This is a genomic window from Flavobacterium gossypii (assembly GCF_014138495.1).
In the GTDB taxonomy this organism is placed as follows: domain Bacteria; phylum Bacteroidota; class Bacteroidia; order Flavobacteriales; family Flavobacteriaceae; genus Flavobacterium; species Flavobacterium endophyticum.
This window is the reverse complement of sequence record NZ_JACJIS010000003.1, coordinates 149294-166686: the sequence shown is the minus strand read 5'-3', so window position 1 is coordinate 166686 and position 17393 is coordinate 149294. Positions and strand designations below refer to the sequence as shown.

At 34.8% G+C, this 17393-nt stretch carries 16 protein-coding genes; 14 read left to right on the top strand and 2 right to left on the bottom strand.

Annotated elements, in window-relative coordinates:
* Window positions 1–429, bottom strand: coding sequence for a hypothetical protein (locus GGR22_RS13795; RefSeq protein ID WP_182494151.1), 429 nt, complete (start codon window positions 427–429; stop codon window positions 1–3).
* 702 nt (window positions 430–1131) lie between these two features.
* Window positions 1132–2973: a tetratricopeptide repeat protein gene (locus tag GGR22_RS13790; protein WP_182494150.1), complete on the bottom strand. Its 1842-nt coding sequence runs from the start codon at window positions 2971–2973 to the stop codon at window positions 1132–1134.
* A 400-nt stretch (window positions 2974–3373) separates the two neighbouring features.
* Between GGR22_RS13790 and GGR22_RS13785 the strand changes: the two genes are divergently transcribed.
* The 14 genes from GGR22_RS13785 to GGR22_RS13720 all read left to right on the top strand — a co-directional run bounded on the left by GGR22_RS13785 (window position 3374) and on the right by GGR22_RS13720 (window position 17392).
* Complete coding sequence (locus GGR22_RS13785) at window positions 3374–4765, top strand: UDP-glucose 6-dehydrogenase (RefSeq protein WP_182494149.1); 1392 nt, start codon at window positions 3374–3376, stop codon at window positions 4763–4765.
* 10 nt (window positions 4766–4775) lie between these two features.
* On the top strand, window positions 4776–5822 hold the full coding sequence (gene rfbB / locus GGR22_RS13780) for a dTDP-glucose 4,6-dehydratase (RefSeq protein ID WP_182494148.1): 1047 nt from the start codon (window positions 4776–4778) through the stop codon (window positions 5820–5822).
* A gap of 34 nt (window positions 5823–5856) precedes the next feature.
* Window positions 5857–6396: a dTDP-4-dehydrorhamnose 3,5-epimerase gene (rfbC, locus tag GGR22_RS13775; protein WP_182494147.1), complete on the top strand. Its 540-nt coding sequence runs from the start codon at window positions 5857–5859 to the stop codon at window positions 6394–6396.
* A gap of 9 nt (window positions 6397–6405) precedes the next feature.
* The gene (rfbD, locus tag GGR22_RS13770) at window positions 6406–7275 is read left to right on the top strand and encodes a dTDP-4-dehydrorhamnose reductase (protein ID WP_182494146.1); all 870 of its coding nucleotides are present in this window, start codon (window positions 6406–6408) and stop codon (window positions 7273–7275) included.
* Between the two features lie 27 nt (window positions 7276–7302).
* On the top strand, window positions 7303–8181 hold the full coding sequence (gene rfbA, locus GGR22_RS13765; RefSeq protein ID WP_182494145.1) for a glucose-1-phosphate thymidylyltransferase RfbA: 879 nt from the start codon (window positions 7303–7305) through the stop codon (window positions 8179–8181).
* A 98-nt stretch (window positions 8182–8279) separates the two neighbouring features.
* Window positions 8280–9248, top strand: a complete 969-nt coding sequence (locus GGR22_RS13760; protein ID WP_182494144.1) for an SDR family oxidoreductase — start codon at window positions 8280–8282, stop codon at window positions 9246–9248.
* Window positions 9249–9334: 86 nt separating this feature from the next.
* On the top strand, window positions 9335–10618 hold the full coding sequence (locus GGR22_RS13755; protein WP_182494143.1) for a nucleotide sugar dehydrogenase: 1284 nt from the start codon (window positions 9335–9337) through the stop codon (window positions 10616–10618).
* 47 nt (window positions 10619–10665) lie between these two features.
* Window positions 10666–11703 (top strand): polysaccharide biosynthesis protein, encoded by a 1038-nt coding sequence (locus GGR22_RS13750; RefSeq protein ID WP_182494142.1) that lies wholly within the window; start codon window positions 10666–10668, stop codon window positions 11701–11703.
* Window positions 11703–12143, top strand: a complete 441-nt coding sequence (locus GGR22_RS13745) for a dTDP-4-dehydrorhamnose 3,5-epimerase family protein (RefSeq protein ID WP_182494141.1) — start codon at window positions 11703–11705, stop codon at window positions 12141–12143. The genes GGR22_RS13750 and GGR22_RS13745 overlap by 1 nt, the downstream gene beginning before the upstream one ends.
* Before the next feature lie 17 nt (window positions 12144–12160).
* Complete coding sequence (locus tag GGR22_RS13740; protein WP_182494140.1) at window positions 12161–13279, top strand: polysaccharide biosynthesis C-terminal domain-containing protein; 1119 nt, start codon at window positions 12161–12163, stop codon at window positions 13277–13279.
* Window positions 13276–13926 carry an acyltransferase gene (locus GGR22_RS13735; protein ID WP_182494139.1) on the top strand — a complete coding sequence of 217 codons (651 nt, stop codon included), beginning with the start codon at window positions 13276–13278 and terminating at the stop codon, window positions 13924–13926. Before GGR22_RS13740 ends, GGR22_RS13735 begins: the two co-directional genes overlap by 4 nt.
* Window positions 13926–15065: a non-hydrolyzing UDP-N-acetylglucosamine 2-epimerase gene (gene wecB / locus GGR22_RS13730; RefSeq protein ID WP_182494138.1), complete on the top strand. Its 1140-nt coding sequence runs from the start codon at window positions 13926–13928 to the stop codon at window positions 15063–15065. The genes GGR22_RS13735 and wecB overlap by 1 nt, the downstream gene beginning before the upstream one ends.
* Window positions 15066–15072: 7 nt before the next feature.
* Window positions 15073–16290: a glycosyltransferase gene (locus GGR22_RS13725; RefSeq protein ID WP_182494137.1), complete on the top strand. Its 1218-nt coding sequence runs from the start codon at window positions 15073–15075 to the stop codon at window positions 16288–16290.
* The gene (locus tag GGR22_RS13720; RefSeq protein WP_182494136.1) at window positions 16280–17392 is read left to right on the top strand and encodes an EpsG family protein; all 1113 of its coding nucleotides are present in this window, start codon (window positions 16280–16282) and stop codon (window positions 17390–17392) included. Before GGR22_RS13725 ends, GGR22_RS13720 begins: the two co-directional genes overlap by 11 nt.
* Window position 17393 lies beyond the last annotated feature (1 nt).

The following is a 17393-nucleotide window of genomic DNA, read 5'->3' as shown; positions in this document are numbered from 1 at the left end:
TTAGACTTTATTAATTGTTACTGAAGTTATCGTCCATTCAGAGCCATTTCTGTTAAGCTCTAGGTCAGCCCTGACAGCTTTTTTGCTTTGATTTTGGTCATAATTATAGACAAATGACACACGAGCTGTTTTTTCGTTGATCTCAAACAGCCAAAACAAAAAGTAAGAATCAGGGTGCTGCATGTTGATTTCATTCTTGGATAAAAACACCAAAGATTTTCCGTTTTTTGAAGCATTGATTTCTTTGCCAAATGAAACACCGTGTTGCATAACATAAAGCGGCTGAGCCGTTTTTCCAGGCAAATAACCCTGGAGTTCTTTAAGGTCAATGCATTTTTGCAGTACCTTGTTTTGATCCTCGGGGGATTGTGCATAAGTAGAAGTAGCGCACAAGAGGACCATGAAGAGAATTAGTGATAATTTTCTCATGTTTAATTGATTGGTTAATATTTATTGAAATAGGGGACAGAAACAAAAATCATTGTTCCCGGCAGTTTATCTGTATTCGTTATTTATTAAATAATGAATGTGTTTAGAGAAGTAGCAGTCTGACAACTGTAAACAGAATTATGCCTGTAAAAAGATACAGTAGGAACCGCAGTCGGTAGGGGATTTTTTTTAGCATAGACAATCATGTTAAGAATTATTTTTTTGTTTTTTACTTTCCGCTGGATATGCTTTCCTTCTCTTACAAACAGATGGGAAAGCCTATTGCCTTGAAAGTGTAATTAAAATAGATTGGGGTGTGGTATTTGTTAATGTTGTGACAAATTAAGCCTATAATTACGCGAAAAGACTTGAAAAGGATATAGATAAAATATAGACAACGGTATTTTTAGAAGAAGAAAATTAATATGTAACTATTTGATTTTAAATGCGTTATAATTTAATCTATATTTTGTCTATAAAACAACAAAACCGAACACGTAATTTTTACGTATTAAAAAGTCATAATGACTTTTTAAACTACCCATTTTTTGATTTTTTGCAGTTCGTCGAAGAAATAAGTAAGTTCGTCGTTTTTTCATTTTGACGATAGCTTTTCGTTTTTGCTTATTTGAAAAAAAATACAGAAATCACGTAATAAAAAAGCCTGCATTTAGCAGGCTTTTTTTAGACTAAAATTTCAGTTTAGATTTCTGAAATTATTTTTTCAAATTCATTATCATCTTGAATTTGTATTTTTTTCTTGATACGGTACTTTTTTGTAATCACGCTTTCATGCGAGATTTGGAGCAGGGTAGCAATTTCTTTATTCGAAAGATTCAATTTTAGTAAAGAGCAGAAATTGATATCATTCTTGGTCAGTATAGGAAAGCGTTCTTGAAGCTTGCCTTTAAAGTCAGGATGTATCTGCCCAAATTTAATTGAAAACTCTTTCCAGTAGTCTTTTTGCTTTATGAGTTGTTGCAATGAAGATTTGACAGTATTCGATTTCGGATCAGCATTTGAAGATTCGCTTTCAATAATAGAAGAAATTTGATCCTGCAAATTGGCAAGCTGCAGAGTCATAGATGTTAATTCTTGTTCGCGAAGCTGTATGATCTGTTTTTGATTATCGGTAATCTTCCTTTTATAGGCATTTCTTTCTAAAAGGTTATTTTTCTCTGCTTCAGATTCTCTCAGTTTTGCTTTTTGCAGTTTATGCTTGAGCCAATAAGCTCTTGAAACAGCAAATCCGGCTATACAAAGAATTAGGATTCCAATTCCAATAACAAAATAGTTTCCTCTTTGGGCTTTCACTTTTTGGCTTAGCAGTTCATTTTTCCTTTTTAAAGAAATATTCTTTTCGTGCTGGATTTCTGTCTGGAATTTTGCTTGTAATTCTTTCGTGATGGTTTCATTATTGGCCTTGGACAAAGAATCTTTGATGGTTATTGCCTTTTCTAATGCCTCGATTCCTTTGTCTTTTATATTAGTATGCTTAAAAGTGACTGCAGACACTTGGTAGAAAAACATTTGGTCTTCTGCATTGAACGTTTTTCTGTTTGGCGAATTTTCTACTAATTTGATGATTCCCAGTGCTTTTTCGAATTCTTCAGTCTGATTCAAAAGCTGGATATATTCGGCGCCAATGAGCATGAATCGAAAAGAATTGGTGTTTTTTATCCCGTCAAATGCTTTTTTGTAATAAATGCTGGAAAGGTCGTATTTTTTTTCCTGTAAAGCTATTTTTCCTAATTTGCTATAAGCCAAGCTTATGAATTCCATGTTGTGAAAATCTTCAAGTCCTTCTGCAGCTTCTAAAAGCACTCTTTTTGCTTTAGAATTGTCTTTGACATACGTTAGGCAATCGCCATAATTGATAAGCGTTAGGTAATAATTTTTTAAATCCTTTACCTCTTTCATCGCCGGGAGGCATTCCTCGTAGAGATCAATAGCAAACTTGAAGTTTTCGACCTTAAAATAAATATTAGCCAGCTTCTGCTTTTGAACCATCAAACTTTTTTTGTCATTCAACTTGCTCAAGATTTCGATGCCTCTCAATAAATATTTTGTGGCAGCTTTATTGTCGATCATATAAGCATAGTTCGAAGCCATTTCTCCATAGACAATCGCTTTTCCTTTTTCATTGTCTAAAGACTCATAAATTTTTAGAGCATCTTCCAGATAATCCAGCGAAGCTTTATAATCTCCTGTATTTCGATAAGCGATAGAAAGATTGATAAGGCTTCCAGCCCTATTTTTAGGATATTTGGCTGATTTTGATACGGCCTTATTAAAAAATATTTTTGCTGAATCGTGCTTAGAAGTCAAGCTATAATAAACACCATAATTGTTATAGTTTTTAGAAACAACCGTGTCATGAAGTTGATAATTGTGCTTTAGCATTATGTCAAGATAAACTTTGGCACTGTCTGGTTTTGAAAAAATGAACTGGGTAATTCGCTCTTGTGTTTTTACGGGGTCAAATGGTTTGTTTTGTGCAAAAATTCCCATGGGGATGAGAAGAAAAAATACTTTTTTTATCATAAGTGGTAGTAATAAAAAGAATAAGTTTTTGAATTATGTTAAAGTTATAAAAAGGGGCAGTAAAATTAGAATTAATTACAATACTAAATAAAGTGCGCTTGTTAAATTGTTTGTATTTTTGGGTTAAATCACAAAAAGGTAATGAAATAAAATTTATGTCAATATCTATAGGCCAATCATGAGATTTTAAATTTTTCTATATTTAGAAATTGAATGATACTATAAATGTGTTATAATGTTAAAAAGCCTTACTTTTGCCAAGATTTATACTATACTAAAATAGTATTTATTAGGATGAACGTCATTAAGAATATACTGACATTCTCTTTAAAAAGAGTAGTAATGGCGATAATCTGCTGCTCAAAATTTAAATTAATTGCAATAAGAACAAAAAATAAGAATGAAGATAACAAAGATTTGCTGTATTGGTGCAGGATATGTAGGAGGGCCAACTATGGCCGTTATTGCGCAAAAATGTCCTGATATTAAAGTTACTGTTGTTGATTTGAATGGAGCAAGAATAGCTGCTTGGAATGATAAAGACACCAATAATATTCCAATATATGAACCAGGGCTCGCAGAAGTCGTAGCCGAAGCCAGAGGTAGAAATTTGTTCTTCTCTACAGACGTTGAAAAAGCTATCGACGAAGCAGAAATGATTTTCATATCTGTAAATACGCCTACAAAAACCTACGGTTCTGGTAAAGGAATGGCGGCTGACTTAAAATATATTGAGCTTTGTGCTAGACAGATAGCAAGAGTTTCAAAATCAAATAAAATAGTTGTCGAAAAATCGACGCTTCCGGTTCGTACAGCGGAAGCCATCAAAAATATTTTGGACAATACTGGAAATGGCGTCCGTTTTCAGATTCTTTCCAATCCAGAGTTTTTGGCAGAAGGAACGGCCGTGCAAGATTTGTTAAATCCAGATAGGATTTTAATAGGTGGCGATACAACAGAAGAAGGGCAGCATGCGATAAACGCTCTTGTAGATGTATATGCAAACTGGGTAGCAAAAGAGAAAATTTTGACAACCAATCTTTGGTCTTCAGAGTTGTCTAAACTGACAGCAAATGCTTTCTTAGCACAAAGAGTATCTTCTATAAACGCATTGTCAGAACTCTGCGAAAAGACAGGTGCTGATGTCAGCGAAGTAGCCAAAGCTATTGGAATGGACAGCAGAATTGGACCTAAGTTTTTAAAAGCTTCAGTAGGATTTGGCGGTTCTTGTTTTCAAAAAGACATCTTGAATCTAGTCTATATTGCTAAAGCGTATGGCTTAAACGAAGTAGCCGATTATTGGGAGCAAGTGATTATCATGAACGATCACCAAAAAAGAAGATTTTCGCATAAAATTGTTACTACGCTTTATAACACTGTTTCAGGAAAAAAGATTGCTTTCTTGGGTTGGGCTTTTAAAAAAGACACAAACGATACAAGAGAATCAGCTGCGATATATGTAGCAGATGACTTGATTAATGAGCAAGCAGAACTTTATGTTTTTGATCCAAAAGTAGCCGAAGGACAGATACTTTCAGACTTAAATTATTTAGATTCAAGAACTGCTGAAGAAAACAAGAAGCAAGTAACTGTAGCTGCCTCACCTTATGAAGCTTGCAAAGATGCCCATGCTATCGCTGTTTTGACAGAATGGGATGAATTCCGTGATTATGACTGGAAAAAAATCTATGACAATATGATGAAGCCAGCCTTTGTGTTTGACGGAAGAAATATTCTAGATGCAAAACAATTAACAGAAATGGGCTTTATATACAAAGGAATTGGTTCATAAAATCAGAAAGATGAAACACATACTAATTACGGGAGGAGCTGGTTTTATTGGCTCTCATGTTGTCAGAAGATTTGTGAAGAGTTATCCTCAATACCATATCTTTAATCTCGATGCCTTGACCTATGCGGGAAATCTTGAGAATATTGCAGATATTGAAAATGAACAGAATTATACTTTTATAAAAGGCGATATCGTAGATGCCGATTTTATAAACGACTTGTTTACAAAACACCAGTTTGAAGGCGTATTGCACTTGGCAGCAGAATCACATGTAGATCGTTCCATAACCGATCCTTTAGCCTTTGTAAAGACAAACGTTATCGGCACAATGAACCTTTTGAACGCCTTTAAGGAAACCTGGAAAGGAAATTTCGAAGGAAAACGTTTTTATCATATCAGTACCGATGAGGTGTATGGAAGCCTAGGAACAGAGGGATTGTTTACAGAAACTACCCCATACGATCCAAACTCACCTTATTCTGCATCGAAAGCAAGTTCCGATCATTTTGTTCGTGCTTATGGAGAAACGTATGGTATGCCGTACGTCTTGACAAACTGCTCGAACAACTACGGACCGAACCATTTCCCTGAAAAATTAATACCGCTTTTCATCAATAATATTATCAATAATAAATCCTTGCCCGTTTATGGTGATGGAAATTATACACGCGATTGGCTTTTCGTAGAAGACCATGCAGTCGCAATCGATTTGGTCTTCCATGAAGGTAAGAATCATGAAACCTATAATATTGGAGGATTTAACGAGTGGAAAAATATTGATCTAGTAAAATTGCTCTGCAAGATTATGGACAGCAAGCTCGGAAGACCAGAAGGAACTTCTGAAAAACTGATTACGTACGTAAAAGACCGTCCAGGACACGATTTGCGCTATGCTATCGATGCCTCAAAAATACACAAAGAGTTAGGTTGGAAACCTTCCGTAACATTTGAGCAAGGTTTAGAAAAAACCATCGATTGGTACTTGTCAAATGAAGATTGGTTGAAAAACGTAACCAGCGGAGAATACAGCAAATATTACGAAAAGCAATATAATTAGTCATTCCAAGATTCCAATTGCAAAATACATTGAAATGAAAATTGAAAATACGCCAATAGAAGATTTGCTAGTCATTACTCCAAAAGTATTTGAAGATGAAAGAGGCTATTTCTTCGAATCTTATAATGAAGCACTATTCAGAGAAAACGGCATTCATATAAAGTTTATTCAGGACAATCAGTCCTTTTCAAAATATGGAGTCATTAGAGGACTCCATTTACAGTTGCCGCCTTTTGCTCAGACAAAATTAGTGCGTGTTTTGCAAGGTGAAATTTTAGACGTTGCTGTAGATATCAGAAAAGATTCTAAAACGTACGGACAACATTTCAGCGTTCTTTTATCTGACGAAAACAAAAAACAGTTGTTGATACCGCAAGGTTTCGCACACGGTTTTTCGGTTTTGAGTCCTACGGCAGTTGTTTCTTATAAAGTAGACCAACTTTATGACAAGAATAGCGAAAGAGGAATTCGTTTTGACGATCCAAACTTAAATATTGATTGGAAAATCGATAGTAAAGAATGCATCGTTTCAGCAAAAGATCAAATTCTTGGCGGACTGAAAGACTTAGAGTAGGAGCATCTTATGAAAAAAATACTAGTAACAGGTTCAAACGGACAAGTAGGAAGTGAGCTAAGGGTTTTGGCCTCTCACTATCCAGCGTTTGATTTTGTTTTTGTAGACAGGTCTGATTTTTCACTTGAAAATGAAGAAGATATAACGACTTTTTTGAATAAAACAAAAGCTGATTACATTATCAATTGCGCCGCTTATACAGCAGTAGACAAAGCAGAAACAGAAATAGAACTTGCAGATTCAATCAATCACAAAGCTGTTGACATTATAGCTCAATGGTGTTTTCAGAATAATTGCAAGCTAATTCATATTTCGACAGACTATGTTTTTGATGGCACATCAGCTGTTCCTTTAAAAGAAAATGACTCAACAAATCCTCAAAGCCAATACGGCAAGACAAAATTATTAGGTGAGTTAGCCTGTTTGAAAAATAATCCAAATAGCATTATTATCAGGACTTCGTGGGTTTATTCAGAATTCGGAAACAATTTTGTAAAGACGATGTTGCGATTAATGAAAGAACGCGATTCGATAAACGTTGTCAATGACCAAATCGGAAGCCCAACGTATGCGAAAGATTTGGCCGAAGCTATACTAAAAATTATAACATCTGAAGATTGGCATGAAGGCGTTTATAATTTTTCAAATGAAGGAGAAATAAGCTGGTTTGAGTTTGCTTTGGCTATTAAAGAAATTTCCAAAAGCAATTGCAATGTAAACGGAATTCCTTCAACAGAATATCCGACTCCAGCAAAGAGGCCGGCCTATTCATTATTAGATAAGACCAAGATTAAAGAAGTTTACAAAATAGAAATTTCAGATTATAAGCATAGCTTAGAGAAATGCTTAGACAATATAAATAAAAACAATAAGTTTTAGGTATACTAAAAGCTTAAAAATACAAGTATGAAAGGGATAATATTAGCTGGAGGTTCGGGAACAAGACTGTATCCTTTGACAAGATCCATATCAAAGCAATTAATGGCGATTTATGACAAGCCGATGATTTATTATCCGCTTTCTGTTCTGATGTTGGCAGGAATTGACGAAGTTTTGGTGATATCGACTCCTCATGATTTGCCTAATTTCAGGAATCTTTTAGGAGATGGAGATGATTTCGGGATAAAGATCGAATATGCTGAACAGCCAAGTCCTGATGGATTGGCCCAAGCTTTCATTATAGGCGAAAAATTTATCGGATCAGATGACGTATGTCTGATTTTAGGAGATAATATTTTTTATGGCCATGGTTTGACAGACCTGCTTAAAACAGCTGTTAAAAACGTTCAGATTGAGAAAAAAGCTACCGTTTTTGGATATTATGTACAAGATCCAGAACGTTATGGAGTAGCCGAATTTGATAAGTCCGGAAATGTAATTTCAATCGAAGAAAAACCTAAAGAAGCAAAAAGCAATTATGCTGTTGTGGGATTGTATTTTTATCCGAACTCAGTCGTAAACATTGCAAAAACAATAAAGCCTAGCAATAGGGGAGAATTAGAAATTACGACGGTGAATCAAGACTACCTACATTCAAAAAATCTAAAAGTAGAACTAATGGGACGCGGTTACGCCTGGCTAGATACAGGAACCCATGAATCATTATTAGAAGCCTCGAACTTTATCCAGACTATTGAAAAAAGACAAGGGCTTAAGGTGGCTTGTCTAGAAGAAATTGCTTTTGAAATGGGCTATATCACAAAAGAAAAATTGATTGATCTAGCAACTCCATTACAAAAGAATGAATATGGACAGTATTTGTTACGATTGGCGAATAAAAAGTAAATTGCAAGAAAAGTACCTTAAGAAATAAAAAGTCAGGTAGCTTTTGTATATTGACATGAAAAATAATTATTTCAGAATAGTAAGAAACGGTAAAGAAAATGTCGAAGATACTAATAACGGGGGGTGCGGGATTTATAGGATCTAATTTATGCGAATATTTCCTGGAAAAAGGAAATGAGGTTATTTGTTTGGACAATTTTTCGACAGGCCATAAAGATAATATCGCTCCCTTTCTTAGCAATCCAAACTTTAGAATGATGGAGGGTGACATTCGAAATCTGGATATTTGCAGAGAAGCTGTACAAGGCGTGGATTATGTATTGCATCAAGCAGCGCTCGGATCAGTGCCACGTTCTATAAATGATCCTATAACAAGCAATGAAGTCAATGTTTCTGGATTTTTAAACATGCTTGTTGCTTCTAAAGATGCGAAGATAAAACGCTTTATATATGCGGCAAGTTCCTCTACGTATGGTGATTCTGAAACGTTGCCCAAGGTTGAAGAGAAAATAGGAAAGCCTTTGTCTCCTTATGCAATTACGAAGTATGTCAACGAATTATACGCAGATATTTTCAGCAAAACCTATGGGTTAGAAACTATTGGTTTGAGGTATTTCAACGTTTTTGGTCGACGTCAAGATCCAAACGGAGCCTATGCAGCGGTTATTCCGTTATTTGTGAAGCAATTTATGAATTATGAAAGCCCTGTGATAAATGGGAACGGAGATTTTTCACGTGATTTTACATACATTGACAATGTAGTACAAATGAATGAAAAAGCCATTCTTGTTACCAATGAAGAAGCACTCAACACAATATATAATACAGCAGTTGGTGATAGGACGACTCTGAATGAATTGGCAGGCTATTTAAAAGAATTTTTGACTATTTTGGATTCAAAAATTGGTTCTGTTGAAATCAAGCACGGACCTAATAGAAAAGGCGATATCCCCCATTCGCTAGCGAGTATTGAAAAAGCTCGAAAATTATTAGGTTATGAACCAACATATAAAATAAGGGAAGGACTAAAAGAAGCTGTAGATTGGTATTGGAAAAATTTAAAATAAGCATCAGTTTAAATAATTTTTGACAAAAGATAAGAACATCGCTAATTTACAGAACAATAGTCGGCAAATAATAAAAATACGTTTCAATGGGTTTAAAAAAAATTGCAATAATTGGTCTAGGTTATGTGGGGTTGCCGCTAGCAAGACTGTTTGCAACAAAATATTCTGTGGTAGGATTTGATATTAATCAAAACAGGATAGATGGTTTGCGGTCAGGTATTGACAGTACTTTAGAAATATCCGATGATTTACTGCAAGAAGTATTGGTAGAAAATTTTGATAATAATCAAAATGGATTGCTGTGCTCTTCTTCCTTACATGATATAGCAGATTGTAATTACTACATTGTTACAGTTCCCACTCCTGTAGACAAAAATAATCGCCCCGATTTGCATCCGCTATATAAGGCAAGTGAAACAGTAGGCAAAGTGTTAAAAAAAGGAGATATCGTTATTTATGAATCCACTGTTTATCCAGGAGTTACTGAAGAAGAATGTGTACCTGTTTTGGAAAAAATATCAGGCTTAAAATTTAATATAGATTTTCATGTAGGTTATTCTCCAGAACGTATCAATCCAGGCGATAAAGAACATACTGTAGAAAAAATACTTAAAGTGACAGCTGGGTCTACACCCGAAATCGGACAAGAAGTAAATGAATTATACAAATCGGTAATCACTGCAGGCACACATTTGGCACCGTCCATTAAAATAGCCGAGGCAGCAAAAGTAATCGAAAACTCACAAAGAGACATCAATATCGCCTTTGTTAATGAACTGGCAAAAATATTCAACTTATTAGGGATTGATACACATTCTGTTCTTGAAGCAGCAGGAACGAAGTGGAATTTCTTGCCTTTCAAGCCAGGATTGGTAGGAGGACATTGTATAGGAGTTGATCCTTATTATTTGGCACAAAAAGCGCAAGAAGTTGGATACAATCCAGAGATTATCTTGGCAGGAAGAAGATTGAACGACAGCATGGGGGAATATGTGGCATCGCAGGTGGTAAAACTCATGATCAAAAAAGGAATCAAAGTCAACGGCTCAAATCTTTTAATGCTTGGAATTACTTTTAAAGAAAACTGCCCTGACGTAAGGAATACCAAAATTGTGGATATGATCAAAGCTTTTGAAGAATATGAAATATCAGTTACGATTTATGATCCATTAGCAGATCCTTCATCTGTGAAACATGAGTATAACTTAGATGCAACTAATCAATGTCCAAAATATCAGTTTGATGCCATTGTGCTTGGAGTTGCACATGAAGAATTTTTAAACCTAGATTATAAATCACTTCAAGCAGAAAAAAGTATTCTCTATGATGTAAAAGGAGTATTAGGAAATACGGTTGACGGCAGATTGTAAAATTTAAATAATTTATAGCTTGACACAAGCTTAAAAGCAGAATAAGTATGTTGAAAAATAAAACACTTTTAATAACAGGAGGAACCGGCTCATTTGGAAACGCAGTCTTACATCGTTTCTTGCGCACGGATCATTTTAAAGAAATCAGGATTTTTTCTCGCGATGAGAAAAAACAAGACGATATGAGAAATCAGCTGAAAAATGACAAGCTGAAATTCTATATTGGAGATGTGCGCGATTATAGCAGTATCGAAAAAGCAATGCATGGCGTAGATTATGTTTTTCACGCTGCTGCTTTGAAACAAGTGCCTTCATGTGAATTTTTTCCGATTGAAGCCACAAAAACCAATGTTTTTGGAACTCAAAATACAATTGACGCCGCTGTAGCAAATGGTGTGCAGAAAATAATCTGTCTCAGTACAGATAAGGCGGCATATCCAATAAATGCTATGGGTATTTCTAAAGCATTGATGGAAAAAGTAGCTATCGCAGCCGCAAGAAATATCCGCGAAAATAAAACAACTGTTTGCTTGACACGATACGGTAATGTAATGGCTTCCAGAGGGTCTGTTATCCCATTATTTCTAAATCAGATCAAGACAGGAAAGACGATTACTATTACTGACCCAAAAATGACTCGTTTTTTAATGTCATTGGATGAAGCAGTTGAATTGGTTCTTTTTGCCTTTGAACACGGAAATCAAGGCGACCTTTTCGTAAATAAAGCTCCAGCAGGAACGATAAATGATCTGGCTTTGGCATTAAAAGATTTATGCCAAGCAGACAATGAAGTCAAAATTATCGGAACACGCCATGGAGAGAAATTATATGAAACACTCTGTACTCGCGAAGAAATGGCAAAAGCCGAAGACATGGGCGAATTTTATAGAATCCCTGCAGATAATAGAGATTTAAATTATGCCCAATATTTTTCTGAAGGTGAAAAGGATATTTCTGTAATAGAAGATTATCATTCTCACAACACAGAGCAATTAGGCGTTGAAGGAATGAAAAAGCTTTTAGTGAAATTGCCTTTGATAAGAAAAGAAGTCTTTGGTGAAGATGTAGCACAAATGCCAGGATAATGAACGAGGAACCAAAGATAATTCAAGGTGGAGCCTACGAAGACGAAAGAGGAAAATTGAGTTTTGTCAATGATTTTGATCTTTCAGCTGTTAAGCGTTATTATATCATCGAACACCCTGATACAAGCGTGATACGAGCATGGCAAGCTCATAAAAAAGAACAAAAATGGTTTCAGGTAATTTCTGGAAGTTTCTTAGTCGCAGTCGTAAGACCTGATAACTGGGAAAAACCTTCCGAAAAACTAGAAGTTAGAAAAGTAATACTTAAAGCCGATAAGAACCAAGTTTTGCATATTCCGGGTAATTTTGCAAACGGATTTAAAGCTTTAGAACCCAATTCAAGAATGATTGTTTTTTCTGATTTTTCAGTAGAAGAATCTTCAAAAGATAATTTCAGGTTTGAGAGCCAAATGTGGTTGGATTGGAAAAATGAAATATAATATAGTAAAAAAATAAGATGCTAAAAGTAGGAATTACAGGCCAAGCCGGATTTGTTGGAAAACATTTGTACAATACTTTGGGGCTGTTCCAAGAAGAGTTTCAAAGGATTGATTTTCACAAAGATTTTTTTGATGAAGAATCAAAATTAAATGATTTTGTTTCACAATGCGATGTAATTGTCCATTTGGCCGCCATGAATCGGCATAATGACCCTCAGGTCATTTATGATACCAATTTAGGTTTGGTGCAAAAACTTGTGACCTCATTAAAAAATACCAATAGCAAAGCCCATGTTCTTTTTTCTTCTTCTACTCAAGAAGAACGAGATAATCTGTATGGAAAATCAAAAAGAGAAGGCCGCGAATTGATGGCTGATTGGGCTAAAAGTTCTGATGGAAAATTTACTGGAATGATTATCCCAAATGTTTTTGGACCTTTTGGACATCCCAACTACAATTCTGTTGTAGCTACTTTTGCCCATAAAATAGCTCGAAATGAAACACCGACAATTGAAGTCGATGGTGATTTGAAACTGATTTATGTAGGCGAATTAGTTGATGAGATCATAAAAGAAATCAGAAGCAGTGAAAGTAAAGAACAAGTCTTTGTTCCACATACTTCAGAATCTAAAGTTTCTAGATTACTTTCCTTACTTGAAAAATACAAATCAGAATACCAAGACAAAGGAATCATTCCTCAATTAAACAGCAAGTTCGAAGTAAATCTCTTCAACACATTTCGCTGTTATATGGACATTCCAAATTATTTCCCAATCAAATTCACCCAACATACAGATCCAAGAGGCGCTTTTGTTGAGGTAATACGATTGAATGTGGGCGGCCAAGTTTCGTTTTCTACGACCGTTCCCGGAATTACAAGAGGAAATCATTTCCATACCCGAAAAATTGAACGTTTTGCAGTAATTAAAGGTAAGGCACTAATACAACTGAGACAAATTGGTACAGATGAAGTACTCGATTTTTATTTAGATGGAAATGAACCTGCTTATGTAGACATGCCTGTCTGGTATACGCATAACATCAAGAACGTAGGCGAGGAGGAATTATATACGATTTTTTGGATAAATGAATTTTATGATCCAAACGACCCTGATACTTATTTTGAAAATGTATGAGACAAAGTAGATTAATATCGAATGTAAAGAGATTAATAATTCCTGTTTATAATGTTTTTAGAAAAAAAATAAACGGAGTCAATAATAGCTTTACTAAAAAATCTTTTCCAAGAAACTTAAAAGTTGAAATAAGAGGAAACAATAATCAAATAAAATTCGAGTCAAATAGTTTTTTAGGAGATATTACCATTTTTATTTATGGGAATGATAATAAGATTACGATAGCAGATAACTGTGTCATTAAATCTGGAGTTTTTTGGATAGAAGATAATAACTGTGAGATATTTATAGATAGCAAAACAACAATAGAATCTGTTGATTTTGGAGTTTCAGAAAATAACAGCAAAGTTTATATAGGAAAAGATTGTATGCTTTCTTCGGGAGTTAAATTCAAAACAGGAGATTCCCATAGCATAATTGATGCTGAGAAAAATATAAGAATAAACCCGGCGGGAAATATTTATATAGGGAACCATGTCTGGATAGGACAAGATGTTATTGTGCTAAAAAACACAACAATTGGGGATAATTGCGTAATAGGAATTCGTTCATTAGTGGGCAAAACTTTTGATGAAAATTTATTGATTGCAGGAACACCCGCAAAAATACTAAAGGAAAAAACTAACTGGACCAGAGAAAGATTATAATGAAATCAAGACTAAAAGTAATGACAGTGGTTGGGACAAGGCCGGAGATTATCCGTCTTTCTCGTGTTATGGCCGCTTTAGATAAATCAGAAGCAATTGAGCATATTATTGTCCATACTGGACAAAATTATGATTATGAATTAAATCAGATTTTCTTTGATGATTTGGGTATTCGCAAGCCTGACTTTTTCTTAAATGCGGCAGGTGCCACAGCTACCGAAACTGTCGGCCAAATTTTAATCAAGATAGACCCGCTATTAGAAAGTGAAAATCCAGATGCTTTCCTAGTATTAGGCGATACCAATAGCTGCCTTTGTGCTATACCGGCAAAGAAAAGACAAATACCTATTTTCCATATGGAAGCAGGAAATCGTTGCTTTGATCAGAGGGTTCCTGAAGAAACAAACCGAAAGATTGTCGACCATATTTCTGATATTAATTTGACATATAGTGACATTGCAAGAGAATATCTTTTACGAGAAGGATTGCCTGCAGACAGAATTATAAAGACTGGCTCTCCAATGTTTGAGGTTTTAAATCATTATCTTCCGTCAATCAAATTTTCTGATGTATTAGAAAGATTAGGACTGCAAGAAGAGAAATTCTTCGTAGTTTCATCACATCGAGAAGAAAATATTAACAGCGAGAAAAATTTCGAAGGCTTAATGCAGAGCTTGAATATGATTGCAGAGAAATATGATTATCCAATTATAGTAAGTACACACCCACGGACACGTAATATGATCGAAAAGAAAAACATCCAAATGCATAAAAATGTTCAGTTTTTAAAACCATTAGGATTCAATGACTATAACGCTCTACAAATGAAATCTTTTGCAGTGCTTTCTGATAGCGGAACCATTTCAGAAGAATCTTCTGTTTTGAATTTCAGGGCATTAAATATCCGTGAAGCTCACGAAAGGCCAGAGGCAATGGAAGAAGCATCAGTAATGATGGTAGGGCTTAGCCCGGAAAGAATAATGCAGGGATTGGTACAGCTTCAATATCAAAAAACAGGTGATGAACGTAATTTCAGACCTGTTGCAGACTATTTGATGCCCAATGTGTCTGAGAAAATGGTTCGTATTATACTGAGCTATACCGATTATGTGAATCGTACTGTTTGGAAAAAAAACTAAGAAAAGCATGAAAGTCCTGATGATTAATACCGTTTCCGGTTACGGAAGTACTGGCTCTATCTGTGAAGATATTGCAAATGTCTTGGAACATCAAGGACACGAATGCTTTATTGCTTATGGACAGCTGACGACAGATTATGCCAGGAGTTATAAAATTGGGACAGTCATCGAAAATCATCTGCATAATGTGGGTTCAAGATTATTGGGAAAGCAAGGCTATTTTACAAAAAAAGGCACTCAAAAGTTGGTTTCCTATATTCAGGAAATAAACCCGGATGTTATCCATCTTCACAATCTTCATGGCAATTATCTGAATCTTCAGATTTTGTTTGAATATTTGATTGAATCTGGAACTCCATTGGCATGGACGCTACATGATTGTTGGGCTTTTACAGGAAAATGTGCCCATTATACAGATGTACAATGTTATAAATGGCAGACCCATTGTTATGCGTGTCCGCAAGTAAAAAAATACCCGCCAAGTCTGTTTTTTGACAGTTCGAGCGAAATGTATGATGACAAAAAGAAATGGTTTACGAACGTATCGCAAATGACCGTTATTCCGGTTTCAAATTGGCTGGCAGACGAGGTAAAAAAATCTTTTTTGAATAAGTATACTATCAGCCCGATATACAACTGGATTGACCATACTACTTTTAAAGATTTTGGAGAGCAGAATTTTTCAACCACGTATGATGTAGATTCCGGGAAGTTTACAATTTTATTGGTTAGCGCCAGTTGGCATTCCAATGATCCGAAATTTCAGGATGCCTTAAAATTGTCAAAAATTATCTCTGATGATATGCAAATCGTGATGATTGGAAATATAGACGGTAAGAAGTTGCTGCCACATAACATAAAACATATTCCTTATGTGCATGGAAAAGAAGAATTAGCCAAGGCTTATTCTTTTTCAGATGTATATGTTCATCTTTCAACCGAAGATACATTTGGAAAAGTAATAGCAGAAGCCTTAAGTTGCGGAACTCCTGCAATAGTTTATGATTCGACGGCCTGTCCTGAAGTGTTAGGTGAAAATTGCGGCTATGTAGTAGAAAAAAGAAATGTTGAGCAGCTGTCTGAAGCCATTAATAAGGTTAAAGAAAAGGGCAGGGAGTATTTTTCTGCTAGCTGTAGAAAAAGGGTAATTGAAAATTTTGATTATTATACCAATATAAATCAGACAATTGGTATATATAAAGATATTTTAGGCTATGATAGTTAACCTGATCGTTATAGCGCTTATTCTATTAATAGGATTTCATTATTCCAGAAAAAGGAATAAGGATAGCGACTTTAATAGAAAAAGATATATAAAAACGATATGTTTTATTTTAATACTTCAATCCGGACTACGAAATGTAGCCGTCGGTACAGATACCTATAACTATTTTTTGTCTTTTGAGGAAACAAAAAACATGTCATGGGACAGAGTCTGGCAAGTCGTTATAGATTATTATAAATATAATCTGGGTAAAGACCCAGGATTTACGGTTTTAGAAAAAGTAGTGTCCTCAGTTTTTGGTGAATATCAGCTTTTTCTTTTCATAATCGCCATATTGTTTTTTACTGCCTTAGGCCGTTTTATCTACAGTAATACCAATCAACTTCGGGGAACAATGGTAGCTTTTGTGATTTATTCAGTGTTATTTTATAGTTTTTTTTCAATAACAGGACATCGGCAGACTATAGCAACAGCAGGAACTCTTTTTGCTTTTGAGTTTTTGAAGAAAAGAAAACTATTCTATTTTCTCCTAATTATTTTGATTGCATCAACTATACATAAAACCAGCCTTGTATTTATACCTCTATATTTTATAACTTATCTTAAGAAACCCAATTATTATTTTTGGATAGTTATAGCATTATTTCCTATCCTGTTGTTAATCAGTAACAGTATTGCCTTATATATCTTTAGCTTGACTAATTCATATGAAGAATACCAGCATATGGAAGAATTGAGACCAATAACGTTTGTGTGTTTGATGCTCTTAGTGTCAATTATGGCTTTAGTACGGTATAAAAGGATTATTAAACTTAATCCTGAATCGACATTTTACTATTTTGCTTTAATGATTGGAATACTATTTCTCTCATTAGTTTTTGCTATACACGGATATATGAGAATAGTGCAATATTTCTCAATATTTATTATGCTGATCATCCCTTTAATTTTAAGATCATTTGGCTCTTCGAGTAAGAAGATAGAACGATTAGCGTATTTCTATACGATAGCCATATTACTTTTCTTTTTCTTAAAATCGAATATGGATATGCGATACAAGTTTTTTTGGCAGGAAATGAGACTCGAAGAAGTTTATCTATAGT

Excerpts from the sequence above, each read along its gene's own strand:
- GGR22_RS13795 (WP_182494151.1), bottom strand. The coding sequence starts at position 429 with ATGAGAAAATTATCACTAATTCTCTTCATGGTCCTCTTGTGCGCTACT.
- GGR22_RS13790 (WP_182494150.1), bottom strand. The coding sequence starts at position 2,973 with ATGATAAAAAAAGTATTTTTTCTTCTCATCCCCATGGGAATTTTTGCA.
- GGR22_RS13785 (WP_182494149.1), top strand. The coding sequence starts at position 3,374 with ATGAAGATAACAAAGATTTGCTGTATTGGTGCAGGATATGTAGGAGGG.
- rfbB (WP_182494148.1), top strand. The coding sequence starts at position 4,776 with ATGAAACACATACTAATTACGGGAGGAGCTGGTTTTATTGGCTCTCAT.
- rfbC (WP_182494147.1), top strand. The coding sequence starts at position 5,857 with ATGAAAATTGAAAATACGCCAATAGAAGATTTGCTAGTCATTACTCCA.
- rfbD (WP_182494146.1), top strand. The coding sequence starts at position 6,406 with ATGAAAAAAATACTAGTAACAGGTTCAAACGGACAAGTAGGAAGTGAG.
- rfbA (WP_182494145.1), top strand. The coding sequence starts at position 7,303 with ATGAAAGGGATAATATTAGCTGGAGGTTCGGGAACAAGACTGTATCCT.
- GGR22_RS13760 (WP_182494144.1), top strand. The coding sequence starts at position 8,280 with ATGTCGAAGATACTAATAACGGGGGGTGCGGGATTTATAGGATCTAAT.
- GGR22_RS13755 (WP_182494143.1), top strand. The coding sequence starts at position 9,335 with ATGGGTTTAAAAAAAATTGCAATAATTGGTCTAGGTTATGTGGGGTTG.
- GGR22_RS13750 (WP_182494142.1), top strand. The coding sequence starts at position 10,666 with ATGTTGAAAAATAAAACACTTTTAATAACAGGAGGAACCGGCTCATTT.
- GGR22_RS13745 (WP_182494141.1), top strand. The coding sequence starts at position 11,703 with ATGAACGAGGAACCAAAGATAATTCAAGGTGGAGCCTACGAAGACGAA.
- GGR22_RS13740 (WP_182494140.1), top strand. The coding sequence starts at position 12,161 with ATGCTAAAAGTAGGAATTACAGGCCAAGCCGGATTTGTTGGAAAACAT.
- GGR22_RS13735 (WP_182494139.1), top strand. The coding sequence starts at position 13,276 with ATGAGACAAAGTAGATTAATATCGAATGTAAAGAGATTAATAATTCCT.
- wecB (WP_182494138.1), top strand. The coding sequence starts at position 13,926 with ATGAAATCAAGACTAAAAGTAATGACAGTGGTTGGGACAAGGCCGGAG.
- GGR22_RS13725 (WP_182494137.1), top strand. The coding sequence starts at position 15,073 with ATGAAAGTCCTGATGATTAATACCGTTTCCGGTTACGGAAGTACTGGC.
- GGR22_RS13720 (WP_182494136.1), top strand. The coding sequence starts at position 16,280 with ATGATAGTTAACCTGATCGTTATAGCGCTTATTCTATTAATAGGATTT.